Annotated in this window: 17 protein-coding genes; 2 read left to right on the forward strand and 15 right to left on the reverse strand. The window is 46.0% G+C overall.

All coding sequences use genetic code 11. From position 1 onward, the window contains the following. Positions 1–62: 62 nt before the first annotated feature. Positions 63–2,282, reverse strand: a complete 2,220-nt coding sequence (gene relA, locus R7P36_RS09360) for a GTP diphosphokinase (protein ID WP_005380915.1) — start codon at positions 2,280–2,282, stop codon at positions 63–65. Positions 2,283–2,405: 123 nt separating this feature from the next. Beyond that, positions 2,406–3,725 (reverse strand): 23S rRNA (uracil(1939)-C(5))-methyltransferase RlmD, encoded by a 1,320-nt coding sequence (gene rlmD / locus R7P36_RS09365; protein WP_025768846.1) that lies wholly within the window; start codon positions 3,723–3,725, stop codon positions 2,406–2,408. Between the two features lie 192 nt (positions 3,726–3,917). Here rlmD and barA point away from each other — a divergent pair, with 192 nt between their 5' ends. Then, the gene (gene barA / locus R7P36_RS09370) at positions 3,918–6,716 is read left to right on the forward strand and encodes a two-component sensor histidine kinase BarA (protein WP_033907441.1); all 2,799 of its coding nucleotides are present in this window, start codon (positions 3,918–3,920) and stop codon (positions 6,714–6,716) included. Between the two features lie 69 nt (positions 6,717–6,785). On the opposite strand, the gene acpS is transcribed toward barA, so the two are convergent. From acpS to rpoE, 11 genes are all read right to left on the reverse strand, one after another. Beyond that, positions 6,786–7,166 carry a holo-ACP synthase gene (gene acpS / locus R7P36_RS09375; RefSeq protein WP_005380927.1) on the reverse strand — a complete coding sequence of 127 codons (381 nt, stop codon included), beginning with the start codon at positions 7,164–7,166 and terminating at the stop codon, positions 6,786–6,788. A 10-nt stretch (positions 7,167–7,176) separates the two neighbouring features. Next, positions 7,177–7,911: a pyridoxine 5'-phosphate synthase gene (gene pdxJ / locus R7P36_RS09380; protein ID WP_005384579.1), complete on the reverse strand. Its 735-nt coding sequence runs from the start codon at positions 7,909–7,911 to the stop codon at positions 7,177–7,179. Then, positions 7,908–8,639: a DNA repair protein RecO gene (gene recO, locus R7P36_RS09385; RefSeq protein ID WP_213899245.1), complete on the reverse strand. Its 732-nt coding sequence runs from the start codon at positions 8,637–8,639 to the stop codon at positions 7,908–7,910. Before recO ends, pdxJ begins: the two co-directional genes overlap by 4 nt. Before the next feature lie 115 nt (positions 8,640–8,754). Continuing rightward, on the reverse strand, positions 8,755–9,717 hold the full coding sequence (era, locus tag R7P36_RS09390; protein ID WP_005380931.1) for a GTPase Era: 963 nt from the start codon (positions 9,715–9,717) through the stop codon (positions 8,755–8,757). Further along, on the reverse strand, positions 9,710–10,387 hold the full coding sequence (gene rnc, locus R7P36_RS09395; RefSeq protein ID WP_005380932.1) for a ribonuclease III: 678 nt from the start codon (positions 10,385–10,387) through the stop codon (positions 9,710–9,712). The genes era and rnc overlap by 8 nt, the downstream gene beginning before the upstream one ends. Positions 10,388–10,408: 21 nt before the next feature. Beyond that, on the reverse strand, positions 10,409–11,308 hold the full coding sequence (gene lepB, locus R7P36_RS09400) for a signal peptidase I (protein ID WP_042521273.1): 900 nt from the start codon (positions 11,306–11,308) through the stop codon (positions 10,409–10,411). Positions 11,309–11,412: 104 nt separating this feature from the next. Continuing rightward, positions 11,413–13,206 carry a translation elongation factor 4 gene (gene lepA, locus R7P36_RS09405; RefSeq protein ID WP_005380934.1) on the reverse strand — a complete coding sequence of 598 codons (1,794 nt, stop codon included), beginning with the start codon at positions 13,204–13,206 and terminating at the stop codon, positions 11,413–11,415. Between the two features lie 158 nt (positions 13,207–13,364). After that, complete coding sequence (locus R7P36_RS09410; protein WP_005384575.1) at positions 13,365–13,835, reverse strand: SoxR reducing system RseC family protein; 471 nt, start codon at positions 13,833–13,835, stop codon at positions 13,365–13,367. A gap of 2 nt (positions 13,836–13,837) precedes the next feature. Beyond that, complete coding sequence (rseB, locus tag R7P36_RS09415) at positions 13,838–14,797, reverse strand: sigma-E factor regulatory protein RseB (RefSeq protein WP_005380941.1); 960 nt, start codon at positions 14,795–14,797, stop codon at positions 13,838–13,840. Then, positions 14,794–15,420 (reverse strand): sigma-E factor negative regulatory protein, encoded by a 627-nt coding sequence (locus R7P36_RS09420; RefSeq protein WP_213899244.1) that lies wholly within the window; start codon positions 15,418–15,420, stop codon positions 14,794–14,796. Before R7P36_RS09420 ends, rseB begins: the two co-directional genes overlap by 4 nt. A gap of 26 nt (positions 15,421–15,446) precedes the next feature. After that, the gene (gene rpoE / locus R7P36_RS09425; protein ID WP_005380946.1) at positions 15,447–16,025 is read right to left on the reverse strand and encodes an RNA polymerase sigma factor RpoE; all 579 of its coding nucleotides are present in this window, start codon (positions 16,023–16,025) and stop codon (positions 15,447–15,449) included. Positions 16,026–16,579: 554 nt separating this feature from the next. Between rpoE and nadB the strand changes: the two genes are divergently transcribed. Then, positions 16,580–18,193, forward strand: a complete 1,614-nt coding sequence (gene nadB / locus R7P36_RS09430) for an L-aspartate oxidase (RefSeq protein WP_005380947.1) — start codon at positions 16,580–16,582, stop codon at positions 18,191–18,193. Positions 18,194–18,215: 22 nt separating this feature from the next. Here the strand turns inward: nadB and R7P36_RS09435 are convergent, their stop codons facing one another. Both R7P36_RS09435 and R7P36_RS09440 read right to left on the reverse strand, forming a co-directional pair. Then, entirely contained in the window at positions 18,216–18,677 is a 462-nt protein-coding gene (locus R7P36_RS09435) for a protein YgfX (protein WP_232284629.1), read from the reverse strand. Then, positions 18,646–18,906 (reverse strand): succinate dehydrogenase assembly factor 2, encoded by a 261-nt coding sequence (locus R7P36_RS09440; protein ID WP_005380951.1) that lies wholly within the window; start codon positions 18,904–18,906, stop codon positions 18,646–18,648. Before R7P36_RS09440 ends, R7P36_RS09435 begins: the two co-directional genes overlap by 32 nt. Positions 18,907–18,938 lie beyond the last annotated feature (32 nt).

Genomic DNA, 18,938 nt, shown 5'->3' on the forward strand with positions numbered 1-18,938 from the left:
ACCATGTGATGGAGCGAGTGCGTGCAGTCAACAACGCTACAACGATAACTATGACGAGAGTTTTAGCCGAGGCGTTTCACCGTCATGACATCCTTGATCTGTTCCACACGTTTCGAAACCCGCGAAAGCACCTCAATATTGGTGACTTCTAGGTCAAAGTCCATGATGGCAAGTTGACGTCTGTAGTCGACTCGGTTCTTCATACTGGTCACTTTGATCTTTTCGTTGGCGAACAGTGTCGTAATGTCTTTGAGTAGACCACCTCGCTCCATCGCTTCAACACGCACGGTGAGGATGTATGACCCCACAAAGCCGCTGCCCCAGACTGTATCGATGATGCGCTCTGGCGCATGATGGCGCAGTTCTTCTAGCTGTTCACAGTCACTACGGTGTACTGAAATCCCACGACCTTGCGTTATGTAACCAGAGATATCGTCACCTGGAATTGGCTGACAGCAACGTGCTAGATGTGTCATTAGGTTATCGACGCCTTCTACTACAACTGCGTCTTTTTTCGGTCGGCTTTGCGCGGGTGATTTATGCTCAGCTTCTTGCAGTTTTTCCAGTGCTTGCTGATCTTCTTCCTCTGCCGTTGGCTTGTTAACTAACGCGTTGATATGGTTAATTATTTGGTTGATACGCAAATCACCGCTACCTACACCAACATACAATTCATCTGGTGTTTTGACGTTAAACCGCTTGAGGGCGTAATGCTCTGCATCTTTTAACGTTGCGCCAATTTTGGCTAACTCATGCTCAAGGATTTCACGACCTGCTTCAAGGTTCTTCTCACGGCTTTGTTTTCGGAACCAGGCGTTAATTTTGGCACGCGCACGACCAGAATGAACGAAGCCTAATGATGGGTTTAACCAGTCACGTGATGGGTTAGGTTCTTTCTGAGTGATAATCTCGACTTGGTCACCCATATGTAATTTATGCGTGAACGGCACAATACGACCTCCGACTTTGGCACCGATACAACGGTGTCCCACTTCGGAGTGAATGTGATAGGCAAAATCTAGCGGCGTTGCCCCCATTGGCAAATCGACAACATCACCACGTGGTGTAAAGGCATAAACACGGTCATCAAAGACTTGGCTACGCAGCTCATCGAGCATTTCGCCAGAGTCAGACATTTCTTCTTGCCAATCCAATAGCTTACGCAGCCACGTGATCTTCTCATCATAACCGCTTCGGCTGCTTGCCCCTTCTTTATATTTCCAGTGCGCTGCAACCCCCAGTTCCGACTCTTCATGCATTTGCTTGGTACGAATCTGGATCTCGATGGTTTTGCCTTCTGGCCCTAGAATTACTGTATGGATCGATTGATAACCGTTTGGTTTAGGGTTAGCAACGTAGTCATCAAACTCGCTCGGTAGGTGCTTGTATTTGGTGTGAACTACGCCTAAAGCCGCGTAACAATCTTGCAGTTTGTCTGCGATGATACGCACTGCTCGCACATCAAACAGCTCATCAAAGGCCAAACTCTTTTTCTGCATTTTTCGCCAAATGCTGTAGATGTGCTTAGGTCGACCACTCACTTCGGCATTGATGCCCGACACTTCCATTTCGTGCGTGAGGTCTTCAACAAAGTCTTTGATGTACTGTTCACGAACAATGCGTCGCTCAGAAAGCTGTTTGGCAATTTGTTTGTAAGTTTCCGGTTGTTGGTAGCGGAAAGCGTAATCTTCAATTTCCCATTTCAGCTGACCGATGCCTAATCGGTTTGCTAGCGGCGCATAGATGTTGGCACACTCTTTTGCCGCCGCACGTCGAACTTCATCTGGCGCTTTTTTAACTTCAATAAGATTACAAATTCGTTCCGCGAGCTTGATAACTACGCAGCGGAAGTCATCCACCATGGCAAGCAGCATACGGCGTACGTTATCTACCTGAGATGACGCTGCACTGCCTTCCATGTTGACGTTGAGTTGGCCAATAGCAGCCATTTCTTCAACGCCGTCGATTAATTTTATGATTTCTTTGCTGTATTTCTCTTCCAGAATTTCTCTGTTAAAAGCACCACTTGAAACCAAAGGAAACAGTTGAGCAGCCACTAAAGTGGCTTGATCCATAGACAAGGTGATCAAAATTTCGATCATTTCTCGTCCACGCCACAACAACAGCTCCGCTTGCTCGTTATCAGCTAATACCGTCTGGCAATCTCGATATACTTCGATTAAGCGTGAGGCTGTGTTTTTCTCTTGTCCTAGGCTAGCCACCCAGTTTTCGAGTTCAAACTGTTCATCTTGGTTTAAATGCGCGCTTCTTACCGCAACCATCTCATCATCCTAATTATTATATTCGTGTGGTTTGACTAACACCGTCCAGGTTAGTTCTTTTTACCGCGCGTACACGCTGGCTTTATGACCACCCACCACAAATAAGGGGTCAAAGTCCTAAAGTTAGGACTTTTCAAACAATGCCATCGATTCTAGATGACTGGTATGAGGGAACATGTCCAGCATACCTAATTTCGTTAATTTATAGCCTTGCTCTATCAAGCTTTGACTATCCCTAGCAAGGGTAGCAGGATTACAAGAAACATAAACTACACGCTGTGCGCCAAGCTCAGAAACTTGATCGATGATCCCACTCGCTCCCGCGCGTGCCGGGTCTAATAATACTTTATCAAACCGCTCTGCGGCCCAGGCTTGGCCTTCAAAATCTTGCTCAAGGTTAGCGTGATAAAATTGCGCGTTATTGATTTGGTTCAAAGATGCATTGTTTGTGGCTTTTTCTACCATCTCTGCAACACCCTCTACTCCAACCACGTACTTAGCTAATTTCGCAACTGGTAAACTAAAGTTGCCTAAACCACAGAACAAATCTAACACTCGGTCACTCTTTTGTGGGTCTAACCACTCAACCGCTTGTTTGACCATTTGTTGGTTTACACCTTGGTTTACTTGAATAAAGTTATTTGGTGCAAAAGGGATTTTCACTCCAACTTCTTGATAAAAAGGCATATCGCCTTCGATAAGGTCTAATTGTTCTGTCGATGGCATTAAGTACAACGATGCGCCATGACGTTTTGCCAACTCCGTTAGAGATTGAGTTTCACTCGTTGTCAGAGCGCTCAAGTGGCGCAGCGTAATACACGGCCCATTATCACCAAGTACCAGCTCTACATGACCTAATTGTTCCGGCTTTTTGAACGCTTTTAGGGCTGAGTAAATCTCTGGCAGCAAAACATTCAGTTCCGGTGCCAGCACTGGGCAATCGGTCACTTGCGCAATTTGCTTACTCTGCTTTTTACGGAAACCAAAATGTAGCTGACGTGTTTTTTTATCAACAAACAAGCTCACTCTCGCACGGCGACGGTAGGCCTGCGAATATCCCAATAACGGGGCATCTAGTTCAATGTCACTGCCTGAAAATTTTCGCATTAGCTGACGCAACGTTTGCTGTTTGTACGTCAATTGTTGGTCATAATCTAGATGCTGCAAATCACAGCCACCGCACTCATGATAATGTGGGCAAAATGGCTCCACACGAGCTTCACTCGGCTTAAGGATTTTAATCAACTTACCGCGAGCGTATTTGCTCTTTTCTTCCACCAATTGAGTGACCACCTCCTCACCCGGCAGTGCTCCATCAATAAACAATGGCTTCTTTTTGAGGTAAGCAATGCCTGCGCCGTGGTGATCTAAACGCTCTACTTGCACTGCTTGGTGCCGAGTATTGAGTTGGGTTTTCTTTTTCGGTTGAAAGATGCGTGCCATGCTCTATGCCTGATTTATGTGTAATTGCTCTTCGGCTTCACTATTCTTGATTGCAGCCGTTGTGTGATTCGAGTGACTTGATTATGCTTACCGTTTATTCGGTGACGTCACTTCTTTGCTCAAGGCTTTATCGTGCGCTTGAGAAATAATGCGTTATTTTCCCATATCCAGACTCCGATGTAATTAGATAACATGACCAGATATGGCTTACGAGCACGTGTAATTACACTAACTCTCGCTCCCACTCTCATTATTGGTTTATTACTGAGCGGCTTTTTCTCATTTAACCGCTACCAAGACCTTGAGAAACAAGTTATCACCACTGGTAACAGCATTATTGAGCCGCTGGCGATTGCCAGTGAAACTCATCTACTATCAGAAAGCCGAGAGGCGGTACGTCGCTTGATAAGCTACGCGCACCGCAAAAACTCCAAACTGGTTCGTAGTATCGCGGTATTTGATGAACATCATGAGCTCTTTGTGACCTCTAACTTTCATCCTAATTTTGAAGCCTTGATGTTTCCCAAAGATAAACCGATCCCGCAACTGGGTAATTCGGAAATCTACGAAAACTCACTGATATTGCGTGTCCCCATTTTGTCAGAAGGTCACTACTTAGCGGAGTTGTCGAACGAAAGCCAAGGCACAAAAGCGATTGGTTACATCGCCGTCGAGTTAGATCTCTCCTCCTTGAGGCTGCAACAGTATCAAGAAGTCTTCTCTGCTTTTTTAGTTCTGGTTCTCGGTCTTGGCTTAGCAAGTGTGTTTGCTTCACGTCTAATGCACGATGTGACCCAACCTATCACCCACATGAAGAATGTCGTTGACCGCATTCGCCGTGGTCATCTGGATGTGCGTATCGAAGGCAAAATGCACGGGGAGTTAGACCAGCTAAAAAATGGCATCAACGCCATGGCGGTATCGTTATCAGAATATCACGTGGAGATGCAGCACAGTATAGACCAAGCCACGTCCGACTTACGTGAAACGCTTGAGCAGCTAGAAATTCAGAACGTTGAGTTGGATATCGCGAAGAAACGCGCGCAAGAAGCGGCCAGGGTTAAGTCAGAGTTCTTGGCAAACATGTCGCACGAGCTGCGTACTCCGCTCAATGGGGTGATTGGCTTTACTCGTCAAATGCTTAAAACGCAGCTTTCTAACAGCCAAACGGATTACCTACAGACGATTGAGAAATCGGCGAACAACCTGCTGAATATCATCAATGACATTCTCGACTTCTCGAAACTTGAAGCGGGTAAGCTGGCGCTGGAAAACATTCCTTTTGATTTCCGAGAAAGTTTAGAAGAGGTAATTAACCTACAAGCCACAAGTGCACATGAGAAAGGGTTAGAAATCACCCTAAAAGTGGACCCTAAAATTCCACCGGGTTTAGTTGGGGATCCACTACGTATTCAGCAAATTTTGACGAACTTAGTCGGTAACTCAATCAAGTTTACCGAGCGAGGCAACATTGATGTTAGCGTAGAAATGCGCTCTCAATCAGGAGACTCCGTCGAACTGCAATTCATGGTGCGTGATACCGGTATTGGTATCTCTGAGCGTCAGCAAGCGCAGTTGTTCCAAGCCTTTAGCCAAGCAGATGCCAGTATTTCACGTCGTTACGGTGGTACTGGCCTTGGTCTGGTTATCACTCAGAAACTGGTGAGCCAGATGGGCGGCGAAATCAGTTTAACCAGCCGTCTACACCAAGGTTCAACCTTCTGGTTTACGGTGCGCTTGCACTCAACCGAGATGCCAATGAGCGAACTGATTGAAGTGGAACTTCTGACTGGGAAGCAGTTACTGCTGATTGAACCAAACATGCAAGCCGCATCCGTAACCCAACAGATTCTTAGTCAGGAGGGTATTTTAGTAACCTACCGCTCTTCGCTACCAAACAACGAAGAACAATATGATTATGTATTGTTGAATTTAGCGGCCAACCAGACTCACGATGCGGAAGTTATTACACCTTGGATAGAACAAGCGAAACGTATGGCTCCGAGTGTTCTCCTAGGGACACCGAGTACCGAATTGGCGCTTGCGGACCAAATAATGACTGAGCATCACGTCCAGTGCCTGACGAAGCCATTGTCTCGCCGTAAGTTGCTACAAAGCCTGATTAGCGAACATGTAGAATCGCCACCGGTATTAAGCGCTCCAATTACGCCAAGCGAAGGGGACCGTTTACCTCTCACTGTACTAGCAGTGGATGACAACCCTGCAAACTTGAAGCTGATCTCTGCACTGCTCCGCGAACGAGTAGAAACCGTCACCGCCTGTAGCAATGGCCAGCAAGCGGTGAACCTGGCGACAGAGAAAAAGTACGATTTAATCTTCATGGATATCCAAATGCCACAAATGGATGGGGTGACCGCTTGTAAGCACATTAAAGAGTTGGAGCTAAATAAAGACACGCCAGTGATTGCGGTAACGGCGCATGCCATGGCAGGGGAACGAGACCGCTTGCTCTCGGCAGGAATGGATGACTACTTGACCAAACCTATTGAAGAGCATGTGCTACAACAGGTTTTGGTTCACTGGAACCCCAATGCTTGTACAGAGAGCATTGGCAAAGTCGCCCCTTCATACGTTGATGAACCTGAAGGAAGCGCACCACAATCCGTTTCTTCACCTCAACAGGATGTGATTATTGATTGGCAAGCGGCCTTGAAACAGAGCGCGAATAAAGAGGATCTCGCCAAAGATATGCTGCGCATGTTGATTGAGTTCATCCCTGAAGTAGAAGCGGTTGTTGACCAAGCTCTAGAGCAAGAAGATATCTCTCGTGATGACCTAATTCATGTCATCCATAAGCTGCACGGCAGTAGTTCATATTGTGGCGTTCCAAGACTGAAGTCACTCTGTGCGACGCTTGAGCAAGCACTGCGCTCAGGGATCAGTCTTGAGGAGGTTGAGCCTGAAATGTTCGAGCTGCAAGATGAAATGATTAAAGTAACAACAACCGCAAAGTTATACCTTGAACAGTGATCTATTGAAGAGAAACAAAAGCCAGAGCAAATGCTCTGGCTTTTTAGTATTTTGTTTAAGACTTACAAGCTAGGATTCAAAAATGACCGTCGCCACAGCGTAATGACGCTCATCGGAAATGGACAGGTGAATGTGGTTAACACCCATCGCATCCGCTATTTGCTTGGCTGTGCCCGTCAATGCGAGTACTGGTTTTCCAAGCTCATCGTTCGAGATGGAAAAGTCGTGAAACGTGACCCCTTTTGCTATCCCTGTTCCCAATGCTTTTGAGGCCGCTTCTTTGACTGCAAAGCGCTTAGCAAGATAACGACCTTGCAGCTTAAGCTGTGAGAATTTGGCCATTTCTTCTTCTGAAAGAATCCGCTGAGCAAAAGGTTCACCACTACGAGCTAACGCTTTTTCAATACGCTCAATTTCTGCAATGTCGGTCCCTAACCCTATAATCGCCATCTAGATAGCCCTATGACTGGCGAGCCTCAATCATCAGTGCTTTCATGTCAGCAACCGCTTTATTTAAACCATCAAATACCGCGCGACCAATGATTGAGTGACCAATGTTGAGTTCGTAAATTTCTGGTAATGCAGCAATTGGTGCGACATTGTGATAAGTCAGGCCATGCCCGGCATTAACAATAATACCTAGATCATGTGCATAACTCGCACCAGCGGCAATCTTCTTCAGTTCAGCTTGCTGTTCGTCTTCTGTCGTCGCATCTGCATAGTGGCCAGTATGTAGCTCAATAAACGGAGCGCCACACTTTTTCGCAGCTTCAATCTGTTGACGGTCAGCATCAATAAAGAGCGAAACTTTAATGCCGGCATCTGTCAGCTTTTTCGTCGCAGCTTTAATTTTTTCAAGCTGCCCTACTACATCTAAGCCACCTTCCGTCGTCAGTTCTTCACGCTTTTCAGGCACTAGACACACAAACTCTGGTTTAGTTTGCAGCGCAATCTCAACCATTTCGTCCGTCACTGCCATCTCTAGATTCATACGCGTTTGAATGGTTTCACGCAGAATACGTACATCACGATCCAAAATATGGCGACGGTCTTCACGTAAGTGGATAGTGATACCGTCCGCGCCTGCACGCTCTGCAATTTCAGCAGCGTGAACAGGGTCTGGGTATTTTGTACCACGTGCATTACGTAGAGTGGCAATATGGTCGATATTGACGCCTAAATAAATTGAGCTCATTTTCCGTTACTCCGTGCTCTGGGGGTCTGAATGAAAAATTCACGACTTTTTAAAGGTTTGCCGCCAAGATACGGCTTTAAGGCTATACGTGTAAAGCGTTTTGCCGCTTTTAGCTGCTCTTTAGTGACGAACCGCCGCTCACTGATAGCAATCAGTTCATTCCCTAAAAATGTTAGGTTATCGCGCCTAACCGAAGCAATAAACCCTTTCTGTTCCCGGTAACGATAGGTCATTTCTGGGTCGACGGGCTTGCCAGTACCTGCACAATGCAAAAAATCCACGCCATACCCCATCGAAGACAGCAAGGCTAACTCAAAACGACGCAGTGCAGGCTCAGGGTTCTCGTTGTGCGCCAACTCGGTTAACGCATGCAAATAATCATGAAATAGTGCTGGCATCGGCACTTCAGCCATCAAAATACGGCCAATCAGTTCATTGACGTACATGGCTGAGTAGAGATTAATGCCCGTTAACGGCAAACCTAGGCTTATCGGCTCAGCTTGACGCAAAGTTTTCATTGAGCCTTTCCCCGACCATTTAAGTAATAGCGGGGTAAAAGGTTGCAATGCGCCTTTTAAGTTCGAACGCTTACTGCGCGCGCCTTTGGCCATTAAAGTCATTCGGCCATATTCCTCACTAAATACATCAAGGATTAAGCTCGATTCACTGTAAGGGCGTCGGTGCAATACAAAACAGCGCTGTAAACCTTCGGAAGACAGATTACTCATCTAAGTCATTGTGCCTAAAAAGTGTGAAATAAAAAATAAGGAGCCGAGCGGCTCCTTACTTTAATCGATACTGATTTTTCATCGATGTTGGAGCGAAGCACCTTCGCAGCCAAGATTATAAATCGTCTATATAACCCAACGATCGCAACGCTCGTTCGTCGTCTGCCCAGCCAGATTTCACTTTTACCCAGGTTTCTAGGTAAACCTTACGACCGAACAATTCTTCCATATCTAAACGCGCTTCGCGACCAATGGTTTTAATCTTCTCGCCGCCTTTGCCAATCACCATTTTCTTCTGGCCATTACGCTCAACAAGAATCAATGCATTGATGTGGAAACCGTCGGTTTCTGGGTTGTAATCAAAACGTTCAATTTCAACCGTTACTGAGTATGGCAGCTCTTCACCAGTAAAGCGCATCAGCTTTTCACGCACAATCTCAGACGCCATAAAACGCTGAGAACGGTCAGTCACGTATTCTTCTGGGAAGTGATGCGTTGCTTTAGGTAAGTGATTACGCACGTGCTTACGCAGTACGTCAATGTTCTTACCTTGCTTGGCAGAGATTGGCACAACATCCACGAAGTCCATCTTCTTCGACATCTCCGCCATGTGTAGCATCACGTCGTTACGATCTTGTACGTTGTCGACTTTGTTTACACAAAGCACAACTGGGAAGTTCGATTTTTGAAGTTTGGTCAGCACCATCTCATCGTCTTTAGTCCAATGCGTACCATCGACTAAGAAGAACACAAGGTTTACATCACTCAATGACGAGTTAGCTGCACGGTTCATCAAACGGTTGATCGCACGCTTTTCTTCAATGTGAAGTCCAGGCGTGTCGACGTAAATCGCTTGGTAATCGCCGTCCGTATCCACACCCATAATACGGTGGCGTGTCGTTTGCGGCTTACGAGAGGTGATCGAAATCTTCTGACCCAAAATCTTGTTCAAAAGTGTCGACTTACCTACGTTTGGACGACCAACAATAGCAATAAAGCCACAGTGTTGGTTTTCTGGCGAGCTTGGCTCACCCTGTGATGCGAAAAACGCATCGATATCGAATTCGTTATCAGCCATTTGTTAATTGCTCAAGTGCTGTTTCAGCAGCCGCTTGTTCTGCCTTGCGGCGGCTGGTGCCTTTACCGATTACAGGCTTATCCACACCTGCTACTTCACACTCAACCGTGAACTCTTGGTTGTGCGCTTCACCTTTAATATTAGTCACTGTGTAGACAGGCAGCGGTTTTCTTCTGCCTTGTAGGAACTCTTGTAGGCGAGTTTTCGGATCTTTCTGTGAAACGCCTGGTTTAATGGCTTCAAGGCGTGACTGATACCAACTCAGTACAATGCCTCGCACAACTTCAAGATCACTGTCTAGGTAAATTGCGCCAATAATGGCTTCAACCGCATCGGCTAAAATAGAGTCTCGGCGAAAACCGCCACTCTTCAATTCACCTGGACCTAATTTTAAATAATCTCCTAGATCGAATTCACGACCCAGTTCCGCCAATGTATGTCCGCGAACCAAAGTAGCACGCATGCGGCTCATGTCACCTTCGTTCACTTTTGGGAAACGATGGTACAGATCATCAGCGATGACAAAACTTAAAATTGAATCGCCCAGAAACTCAAGACGTTCATTGTGCTTACTGTTGGCGCTGCGGTGCGTCAGCGCCAAATTGATAAGCCCGGCATCTTGAAACTGGTAGCCGAGCTTTCTCTCTAGTTTATCAATTGGAGAATTCATACTCTCTCGATATTTGAATGGTTAGTGAATGCCACCGATGCGGTTAAAACGCACACCAGTTGGAATCCATGAAGGTAGAACACTATCTGCGCCACGATCAAACTCGAAGCTGATCCAGATCGCGACAGCTTTACCGACTAAGTTTGCTTCTGGAACAAAGCCCCAGTAACGGCTGTCAGCACTGTTGTCACGGTTATCACCCATCACAAAATACTGACCTTGTGGTACAACCCACTCTGTCGTTCCGCTGCGTGGGAAATATTGCTCCACGCGGTTACGCACAAGAGGGTTAACCAAAATATTGTGCTCAACGTTACCCAATTTTTCATCCAGTTGGATCATTGGAATACCGTTCGAGCTAAACTGACTTTCTTCAACATTGCTCAGTTTAACTGGCTTACATGCCGATTCGCCTAGGCTTTGCACGCAAAGCTGCTTATCACTTGAATAACGCACGATATCACCAGGTAAACCAACTACACGCTTAATGTAGTCCACACTTGGTTGTGGTGGGTATTTGAATACCACGATATCACCACGCTCAGGCTTACCAGTTTCCACTAGCTGAGTACGCCATACTGGGTCTTTTAGACCGTACGCGTACTTCTCAACTAAAATGAAATCGCCAACCAGCAAGGTAGGCATCATTGAGCCTGATGGGATTTGAAATGGTTCGTAGATAAAAGAACGTAATACTAAAACGAACGCGATCACAGGGAAAATAGAGACGCTATTTTCAACCCACCAAGGCTGACGCTCAACTTTTTGCAAGGTCACTGCATCCAAACCATTAGACGTCTGAGCTTGAATCTCAGCCAGTTTTTCCTGACGCTTTTTCGCGAAAACCAGCTTTTCCAATAGCCAAACCACGCCAGTTACCAAAGTCGCAATAACCAACATCAGTGAGAATGTATTCGCCATTAAATTCCCTTATCTAAAAATACGAAAGTGAAAGAGCCGAAACCCTTTCACTTATTTTAATATCTAACGTCTTAAGACCGACAAGTGTGAGACAAAGTTCAACTTTAGTCTTTACCTACGTGAAGGATGGCTAGGAACGCTTCTTGAGGCAGCTCAACGTTACCGATCTGCTTCATGCGTTTCTTACCTTCTTTCTGTTTCTTCAGAAGTTTCTTCTTACGACTTACGTCACCGCCGTAACATTTCGCAATAACGTTCTTACGCAACTGTTTTACCGTTGAACGAGCGATAATGTGGTTACCAATTGCCGCTTGGATTGCGATATCAAACATTTGGCGAGGGATGAATTCTTTCATCTTCTCTACCAACTGACGACCGCGAGTCTGAGACTGATCTTTGTGTGTGATCATCGCCAATGCATCAACAGTGTCACCGTTAAGAAGAACGTCTACACGTACCATGTTCGAAGCTTCAAAACGCTGGAAGTTGTAATCCAAAGATGCGTAACCGCGTGATGTTGATTTCAGACGATCGAAGAAATCCAGTACCACTTCAGCCATTGGAATATCGTAAGTCACAGCGACTTGGTTACCGTGGTAAACCATATCAACTTGACTGCCTCGCTTTTCAACACACAGTGTGATTACGTTACCTAGGTACTCTGAAGGCACAAGGATGTTACAACGCGCAATCGGTTCACGAATTTCTTCAATATCATTGATCGCTGGTAGTTTTGCTGGGCTATCAACATACAGTAGATCGCCATCCGTCTTCTCAACTTCGTAAACTACCGTTGGTGCTGTGGTAATAAGATCCAAGTCGTATTCACGCTCTAGACGCTCTTGGATGATTTCCATGTGCAACATGCCAAGGAAACCACAACGGAAACCAAAGCCAAGTGCCGCAGAGTTTTCTGGCTCGTAGAATAGCGATGCGTCGTTAAGGCTTAGTTTGCCTAGTGCGTCACGGAAGTTTTCGTAATCGTCGGAAGATACAGGGAACAGACCTGCGTAAACCTGAGGTTTAACTTTCTTAAAGCCTGGTAGCGGTTTATCACAACCATTCTTCGCTAGAGTCAGCGTATCACCAACAGGGGCACCAAGAATGTCTTTGATGCCACAAACAACCCAACCTACTTCACCAGTACGAAGGGTATCGGTATCTACTTGTTTTGGCGTAAAGATACCAAGGCGGTCTACACCCCAAACTTGGCCCGTACTCATCACTTTGATCTTATCGTTCTTCTTCAGTTCGCCGTTTTTAATACGCACTAGAGAAACAACGCCAAGGTAGTTATCAAACCATGAGTCAATGATCAGCGCTTGTAGTGGCGCATCTGGATCACCTTCCGGTGCTGGAATCGCTGACACAATGTTCTCTAGAACGTCATCAACACCAATGCCTGTCTTCGCAGAACAGCGGGTTGCTTCCATTGCATCGATACCAACGATTTCTTCAATTTCTTCCGCTACACGCTCAGGATCGGCTGCTGGTAGGTCAATCTTGTTCAAGATTGGCACAACCTCTAGATCCATTTCGATCGCGGTGTAACAGTTAGCCAGTGTTTGAGCTTCAACACCTTGACCCGCATCCACAACCAATAGCGCACCTTCACAAGCCGCTAGAGAACGTGATACTTCATATGCAAAGTCAACGTGCCCCGGAGTATCGATGAAGTTCAGCTGATACGTCTCACCGTCTTTAGCGGTGTAGTTTAGCGTCACACTCTGAGATTTGATGGTGATGCCACGCTCACGTTCAAGATCCATAGAATCCAGAACCTGTGCGGCCATTTCACGATCGGTTAACCCGCCACAAACTTGGATTAGACGGTCTGATAGGGTCGACTTACCATGGTCGATGTGGGCGATAATCGAAAAGTTACGAATGTGCTTCATAGATTTAGGGTGACTAACTCTTTACAAATAGGGACAGTAAGAAACGCCATCTACTGACGGCATTTCAATCAAGTTGGCAGATTCTACCGAATTTCGTTAACGGGCGCACGTAATTTAAAGTACATACCCAAATAACCTTTAGTGGAGGGGGACAGCACTTACTGGATTGGCTCTCCAAGTACCCGAACGAGGGTAACTTGGCGCTTGGATTCATCTTCTAACGGACGAGAAACACGTTTTGCGATCCACATTCCACCAGCGGCAAACAATACCGATGCCAATATGATGATGCCTTCCCCGCCGGCTGTCAGCGGCGCTAATAGGAAGTGACCAAACATCGCACCGATAATCAAACCAAACAATGGCAGTAAATAAACCGCCATTGCTGATTTTATTAGGCTCGACTCAGGAAAACCAATCTCGACGACTTGACCTATTTTCACCGATTTATCCGTGCGCAGGTGCCAAGATAAACTCTTGTTACCAATGGCTTTAGTAACAACGCCCGTTCCACAGCTTTTCTGTGAAGAGCAACTACTGCAACTGGTCTGCTGTTCGCAACTTAAATCAATTTCGTATTGCTTGCCGCGACGATGCACGTCTGTCACGGTAGCCAACGCGGTCATCATTGTTATTTACTCTTTGTTACATTAAATGTGACTGATTGGGCGATACGCTGTGCTGTGGTCGGTGGAATGTCTCCTACAACAGAGATTTCATGTTGACCGCTCACAAAACTGTGTAGCGTTCTTCTGCCTTGGCGAACCAACTGCCCTTTTAACGAATGCTCATCCTTGTTTGCTACGTAAACAGAGAAGCTAAACAGACCATCAGAATACAGCTGGCTCTCCACCATTTGGTTAGTAACGGCCATACGATAGCGGTTGAGCTCGTTCGGCTCGAAACCCTCAGGGATCCAACCAACCTGCCAATTACTGGTCCCAATATCGCCTTTTGGCATGGTGAGAACAGCAGGTAATTGAACATCTTGCAGGCCACTCATTAACTCTGCGATTTTTGGGTTTACCGTGTAAGAAATAGTGCGATATTGTTCAAGCATTTCACCATCGCGGTCCACAAGGTCGGCACGCAACGGCAATTTACTCTTTTCATCGATCCATAGTACGTATGAATAGCGCAGACCGTCTTTAGGAACAATACGCAGCACTTGTGTTGCCACACCAGCTTCACGAGCTCTACCCACTTTTACATAGTCGTAATACAAGTTTAGCTCATCGATATTGGTGTTGAGCATAGGCATAGTCGGAGCGACCATTTTACCTGACTCGATGGTGAACGGTTCTAAACCCGTTTCGATATAACTTACTTCAGTTCCGCGACGAATCACTTCACGCACAGGGCCACTTAAGTAGACAAGATGAGCATATTGATCGTCACCATGCGTGGCATGACGATACAGCAACGGCTCAATGCTGTTCTTTTTGATAAGGATATAAGAGAGTTCGTAACTTAAATTCTTACTCGCCTCGCTCATTTGATGCAATAAAGCCTCCGCTGGCTTGTCACCAGCAAAGGCTTGAGAAGACATCATACTGAACAGAGCGCAAGCGCTGATCAGAAATTTTTTCATTCAATATCCGGATTCAGATTTGCATCTTGTTGAGATGCATCACTGTTAATTCGTAACTGCAATTCGTAGTCTCGCAGCATAGCATGAACACGCTTGCGCTGCTCTTGCATATTTGCCTCGCCTACAGAACGTTCTACAGACTCACGAGTCAAACTCACTGGTTCTGCGCTGCCAGCAAACGGAACCGTCTGCAATACAGGTAATTGATCTGCTTGCGGCGACATTGAATCGCTACCACCGTACTGCTGTACACCTAAAATAACAACAAGCGATACACATGCAGCAACAGCAACTTGACCAAACTGCGTCAACCAACCTGGCAAGTGACGTTTTGCTTTTTGCGGTTCTGGTTGCGACTCTTTTGGCGTATCCGCAATTGAGATAACATTTGCACTGTGCGAATCAAACGCACGGTGTGCAGGTTCATCTTCTAACGCTAACGCCACGCTTTCAGCAATATTCCACTCAGGTTTTGCTGGCGCTTCGCCTCGCATCACATCACCAATCAGGTGATAGTTCTGCCAAGCATCACGGCTCTCTTGGTTTTGCTCTAACTCTTGAATTAAAGCCTTATCAACCAATTCTCCATCCATGAGAGCTGAAAGTTTTTCTTTGTCAGCCATTATTTTCACCATAGTTATTACTTGTACTAGCGTTGCAAAAGAGGTCTGATTTTCTTTTCCACCGCCTCACGAGCACGGAAGATACGCGATCGTACCGTTCCTACCGGGCAATCCATCACTTCTGCAATTTCTTCATAACTCAAGCCATCGAGCTCTCGTAATGTCATTGCGGTTTTTAAATCTTCAGGTAAAGCTTCGATTGCACTGAACACCACCCGTTGCAATTCTTTGGACAACGTTAAGTTCTCAGGGTTCGATATTTCTTTAAGTGCACTACCTGTTTCGTAAAATTCAGCATCTTCAGCATCGACATCTGTCGCTGGAGGTCTACGCCCTTGAGCAACAATGTGATTTTTCGCAGTATTCACTGCAATGCGATACAGCCACGTATAAAACGCACTTTCCCCACGAAAGCTAGGGATAGCTCGGTAAGCTTTAATAAACGCTTCTTGTGCTACATCTGGTACATCGCCAGGATTACTAACGTATCTGGAAATAAGATTACATACCTTATTCTGGTACTTTGTTACCAACAGGTTGAATGCTTGCTTATCGCCATTCTGAACTCGCTCAATCAATACTTGATCGGTCAGCTGCTCGTTCATTCGAGCGGATACTCCTATTTGTTATGCCCCTACTCTTCTCAGATATGGGTACTAATTATGCAAAACGTAGTATTGACACCACTGCTTACTTGAGCACTATTGTGACCCTAACGTGAATGAGAAAGTTCCATGGTTTCTCAAGTTTTTTGTCATTGTTTTTTCACAATGTGATGTCTGTACCCAAATGACCACCGCTGCCTGACTTTAGTCTAAGTTTGACAAGCGAGCATCTTGGAGGGAAATGGGTATAATGAATAATCTCTGTCCCAGATTGTGCTGGGTCGGGCATGGAAAAGCAATGGCATTGACAAACTATTACTTTTCATTTGCATGGCTAATGGCTATCTGAACACCGCGTTACAAATTATAACTTAGGAAGCATGCTCATGCTCTGCATGAAAAAGAAGAGTGGCTCAGTCACCGCCGTAACACGGACGTCGATAGGTCTCCCAACTTAGCCCTTAGCGACAGATGTCGCGATAATGGAATGCACATGGTGTGCAAATAATACACAAGGTAACTTTGTTACCTTAGCTTGGGATTATAAAAGTTATATGAACACAAATCGTGAACATGAGTGTGATGTATTAGTGGTAGGGAGTGGCGCGGCAGGTTTGTCGTTGGCTTTGCGCGTTGCTAACCACTGTAAGGTGATGGTGCTGAGTAAAGGACCACGCAGCGAAGGGGCAACCTACTATGCTCAAGGCGGTATCGCTGCCGTATTTGATGAGTCAGACACCATTGATTCACACGTTGAAGACACGCAAATCGCCGGGGATGGTATTTGCGATGAGGAGACCGTAAGGTTCATTGCTGAGCATTCAAAAGAGTGTGTACAGTGGTTGATTGACGGTGGTGTCCCATTTGATCGTGAAGAAGATGACTCTGACGATGAACCTCGCTACCACTTAACTCGTGAAGGTGGTCATAGCCGTCGTCGTATTCTTCACGCGGCAGATGCGACAGGTATGGCGATGCAAACCTCCCTGCAAGATAACGCTCATAACCATCCAAACATTCATGTTCTCGAACGTCACAATGCTCTGGACTTAATCACCGAAGACAAAATTGGCGGTGATAAAAACAAAGTTATCGGTGCTTATATTTGGAACCGCAACGAAGAGCATGTCGAAACCGTGCGAGCCAAATTTGTGGTTCTCGCTACAGGTGGTGCTTCAAAGGTTTATCAATACACCTCTAACCCAGATGTGTCGTCTGGTGATGGTATTGCGATTGCTTGGCGTGCAGGGTGTCGTGTGGCGAATATGGAATTTAACCAGTTCCACCCTACGTGTTTATATCACCCAGAAGCACGTAACTTCTTGCTGACTGAAGCGTTGCGTGGCGAAGGTGCTTACCTGCGTCGTCCAGATGGCTCTCGCTTTATGCCGGATTTCGATGAACGTAAAGAGCTTGCTCCGCGTGACGTCGTGGCTCGTGCTATCGACTTCGAAATGAAGCGTTTAGGTGCCGACTGTATGTATCTCGACATCAGCCATAAGCCTGCTGACTTTATTACGAAACACTTCCCAACCATTTATTCACGTTTGATGGACTTGGGCATTGACATGACTAAAGAGCCAATCCCAATCGTACCTGCTGCACACTACACTTGTGGCGGTGTCATGGTGGATAGAAATGGCTGCACCGATCTGAAAAATTTGTATGCGATTGGTGAAGTTAGCTACACCGGGCTGCATGGTGCTAACCGCATGGCATCAAACTCACTTCTCGAATGCGTGGTTTATGCTTGGTCTGCGGCAAAAGATATTCTAAAACATCACACTAACGTTGAGCTACCTTCACAGGTGCCATGTTGGGATGAAAGCAAAGTAACCAATAGTGATGAAGAAGTGATCATTCAGCACAACTGGCACGAGCTTCGTCTGTTTATGTGGGACTACATGGGCATTGTGCGAACTGACAAGCGTTTAGAGCGCGCCTTACGCCGTATCCAACTGTTGCAACAAGAAACACACGAGTACTACAGCAATTTCCGAGTGTCGAACAACTTATTAGAACTGCGTAACCTTTTACAAGTAGCAGAGTTGATGGTTCGTTGTGCGATGCAGCGTAAAGAGAGTCGAGGTTTGCACTACACGCTTGACTATCCGAACCAACTGGAAAACAGCGGCCCAACGATTTTGGTTCCAGCTAAACAGCTTTAACTTTACCAAGTAAACTATTACATCAGCAGGGAGCATTAGCTCCCTGTTTCATTTCCCATTGGCGTAATACCAAAGATAGTTGACGATACTGCTCATCGTCACAGCTATCACGCCAAATCGTAACAACACGGCCAGATTGCAATTGGAATGTTATCTTGAATGGTGATGCCGATGTATCGACTCGCTGTAAATGACCCTTTTCGGACTCAATATCTTCCGAGCATTCGCCACACTCAAGGGCATCAAACCTAACCGAGCCATCGCAGTGCACATACCAATGCCCATGACTTGTAGGTTGAACAAGGCCTTGGCTTGAGAGAGCCTTAACAATCAGTAATAACAAATAAGTCGATAATACGAGCGGAATGCTAGAGAAGATAACAGCCCAAGTCATCAATAAGAAAAGTACAACATTGAGGACTCGGGCAGTCAGAGAGGGAGAAGCAGTAAAATTAACGAACTTTGCTGAGGTTATGGGCGACAATTTTATCAACCATTGCTGCATGACCTAAATTTTCGCTACGGCCATGCCCCATTACCCAAGTAAACAGATCAGGATCATCGCATTCAAGTAAAGAAACAAAGTCACGCTGCTCTTGTTCACTCAGAGTATCAAAGCACTCTTCAAAAAACGGCATAATTACTACGTCAAGCTCAAGCATGCCTCGACGACAAGCCCATTTAATACGCGCTTTTTCTTCCGGAGTGTACATTCACTATTCCTTCATAGATGTCTTGTTGTTAG

Source organism: Vibrio sp. 397, from assembly GCF_033339395.1.
In the GTDB taxonomy this organism is placed as follows: domain Bacteria; phylum Pseudomonadota; class Gammaproteobacteria; order Enterobacterales; family Vibrionaceae; genus Vibrio; species Vibrio alginolyticus.

Bases quoted from the DNA above. Each gene is read 5' to 3' on its own strand.
- relA (WP_005380915.1), bottom strand. From the start codon at position 2,282: ATGGTTGCGGTAAGAAGCGCGCATTTAAACCAAGATGAACAGTTTGAA.
- rlmD (WP_025768846.1), bottom strand. From the start codon at position 3,725: ATGGCACGCATCTTTCAACCGAAAAAGAAAACCCAACTCAATACTCGG.
- barA (WP_033907441.1), top strand. From the start codon at position 3,918: ATGACCAGATATGGCTTACGAGCACGTGTAATTACACTAACTCTCGCT.
- acpS (WP_005380927.1), bottom strand. From the start codon at position 7,166: ATGGCGATTATAGGGTTAGGGACCGACATTGCAGAAATTGAGCGTATT.
- pdxJ (WP_005384579.1), bottom strand. From the start codon at position 7,911: ATGAGCTCAATTTATTTAGGCGTCAATATCGACCATATTGCCACTCTA.
- recO (WP_213899245.1), bottom strand. From the start codon at position 8,639: ATGAGTAATCTGTCTTCCGAAGGTTTACAGCGCTGTTTTGTATTGCAC.
- era (WP_005380931.1), bottom strand. From the start codon at position 9,717: ATGGCTGATAACGAATTCGATATCGATGCGTTTTTCGCATCACAGGGT.
- rnc (WP_005380932.1), bottom strand. From the start codon at position 10,387: ATGAATTCTCCAATTGATAAACTAGAGAGAAAGCTCGGCTACCAGTTT.
- lepB (WP_042521273.1), bottom strand. From the start codon at position 11,308: ATGGCGAATACATTCTCACTGATGTTGGTTATTGCGACTTTGGTAACT.
- lepA (WP_005380934.1), bottom strand. From the start codon at position 13,206: ATGAAGCACATTCGTAACTTTTCGATTATCGCCCACATCGACCATGGT.
- R7P36_RS09410 (WP_005384575.1), bottom strand. From the start codon at position 13,835: ATGATGACCGCGTTGGCTACCGTGACAGACGTGCATCGTCGCGGCAAG.
- rseB (WP_005380941.1), bottom strand. From the start codon at position 14,797: ATGAAAAAATTTCTGATCAGCGCTTGCGCTCTGTTCAGTATGATGTCT.
- R7P36_RS09420 (WP_213899244.1), bottom strand. From the start codon at position 15,420: ATGGCTGACAAAGAAAAACTTTCAGCTCTCATGGATGGAGAATTGGTT.
- rpoE (WP_005380946.1), bottom strand. From the start codon at position 16,025: ATGAACGAGCAGCTGACCGATCAAGTATTGATTGAGCGAGTTCAGAAT.
- nadB (WP_005380947.1), top strand. From the start codon at position 16,580: ATGAACACAAATCGTGAACATGAGTGTGATGTATTAGTGGTAGGGAGT.
- R7P36_RS09440 (WP_005380951.1), bottom strand. From the start codon at position 18,906: ATGTACACTCCGGAAGAAAAAGCGCGTATTAAATGGGCTTGTCGTCGA.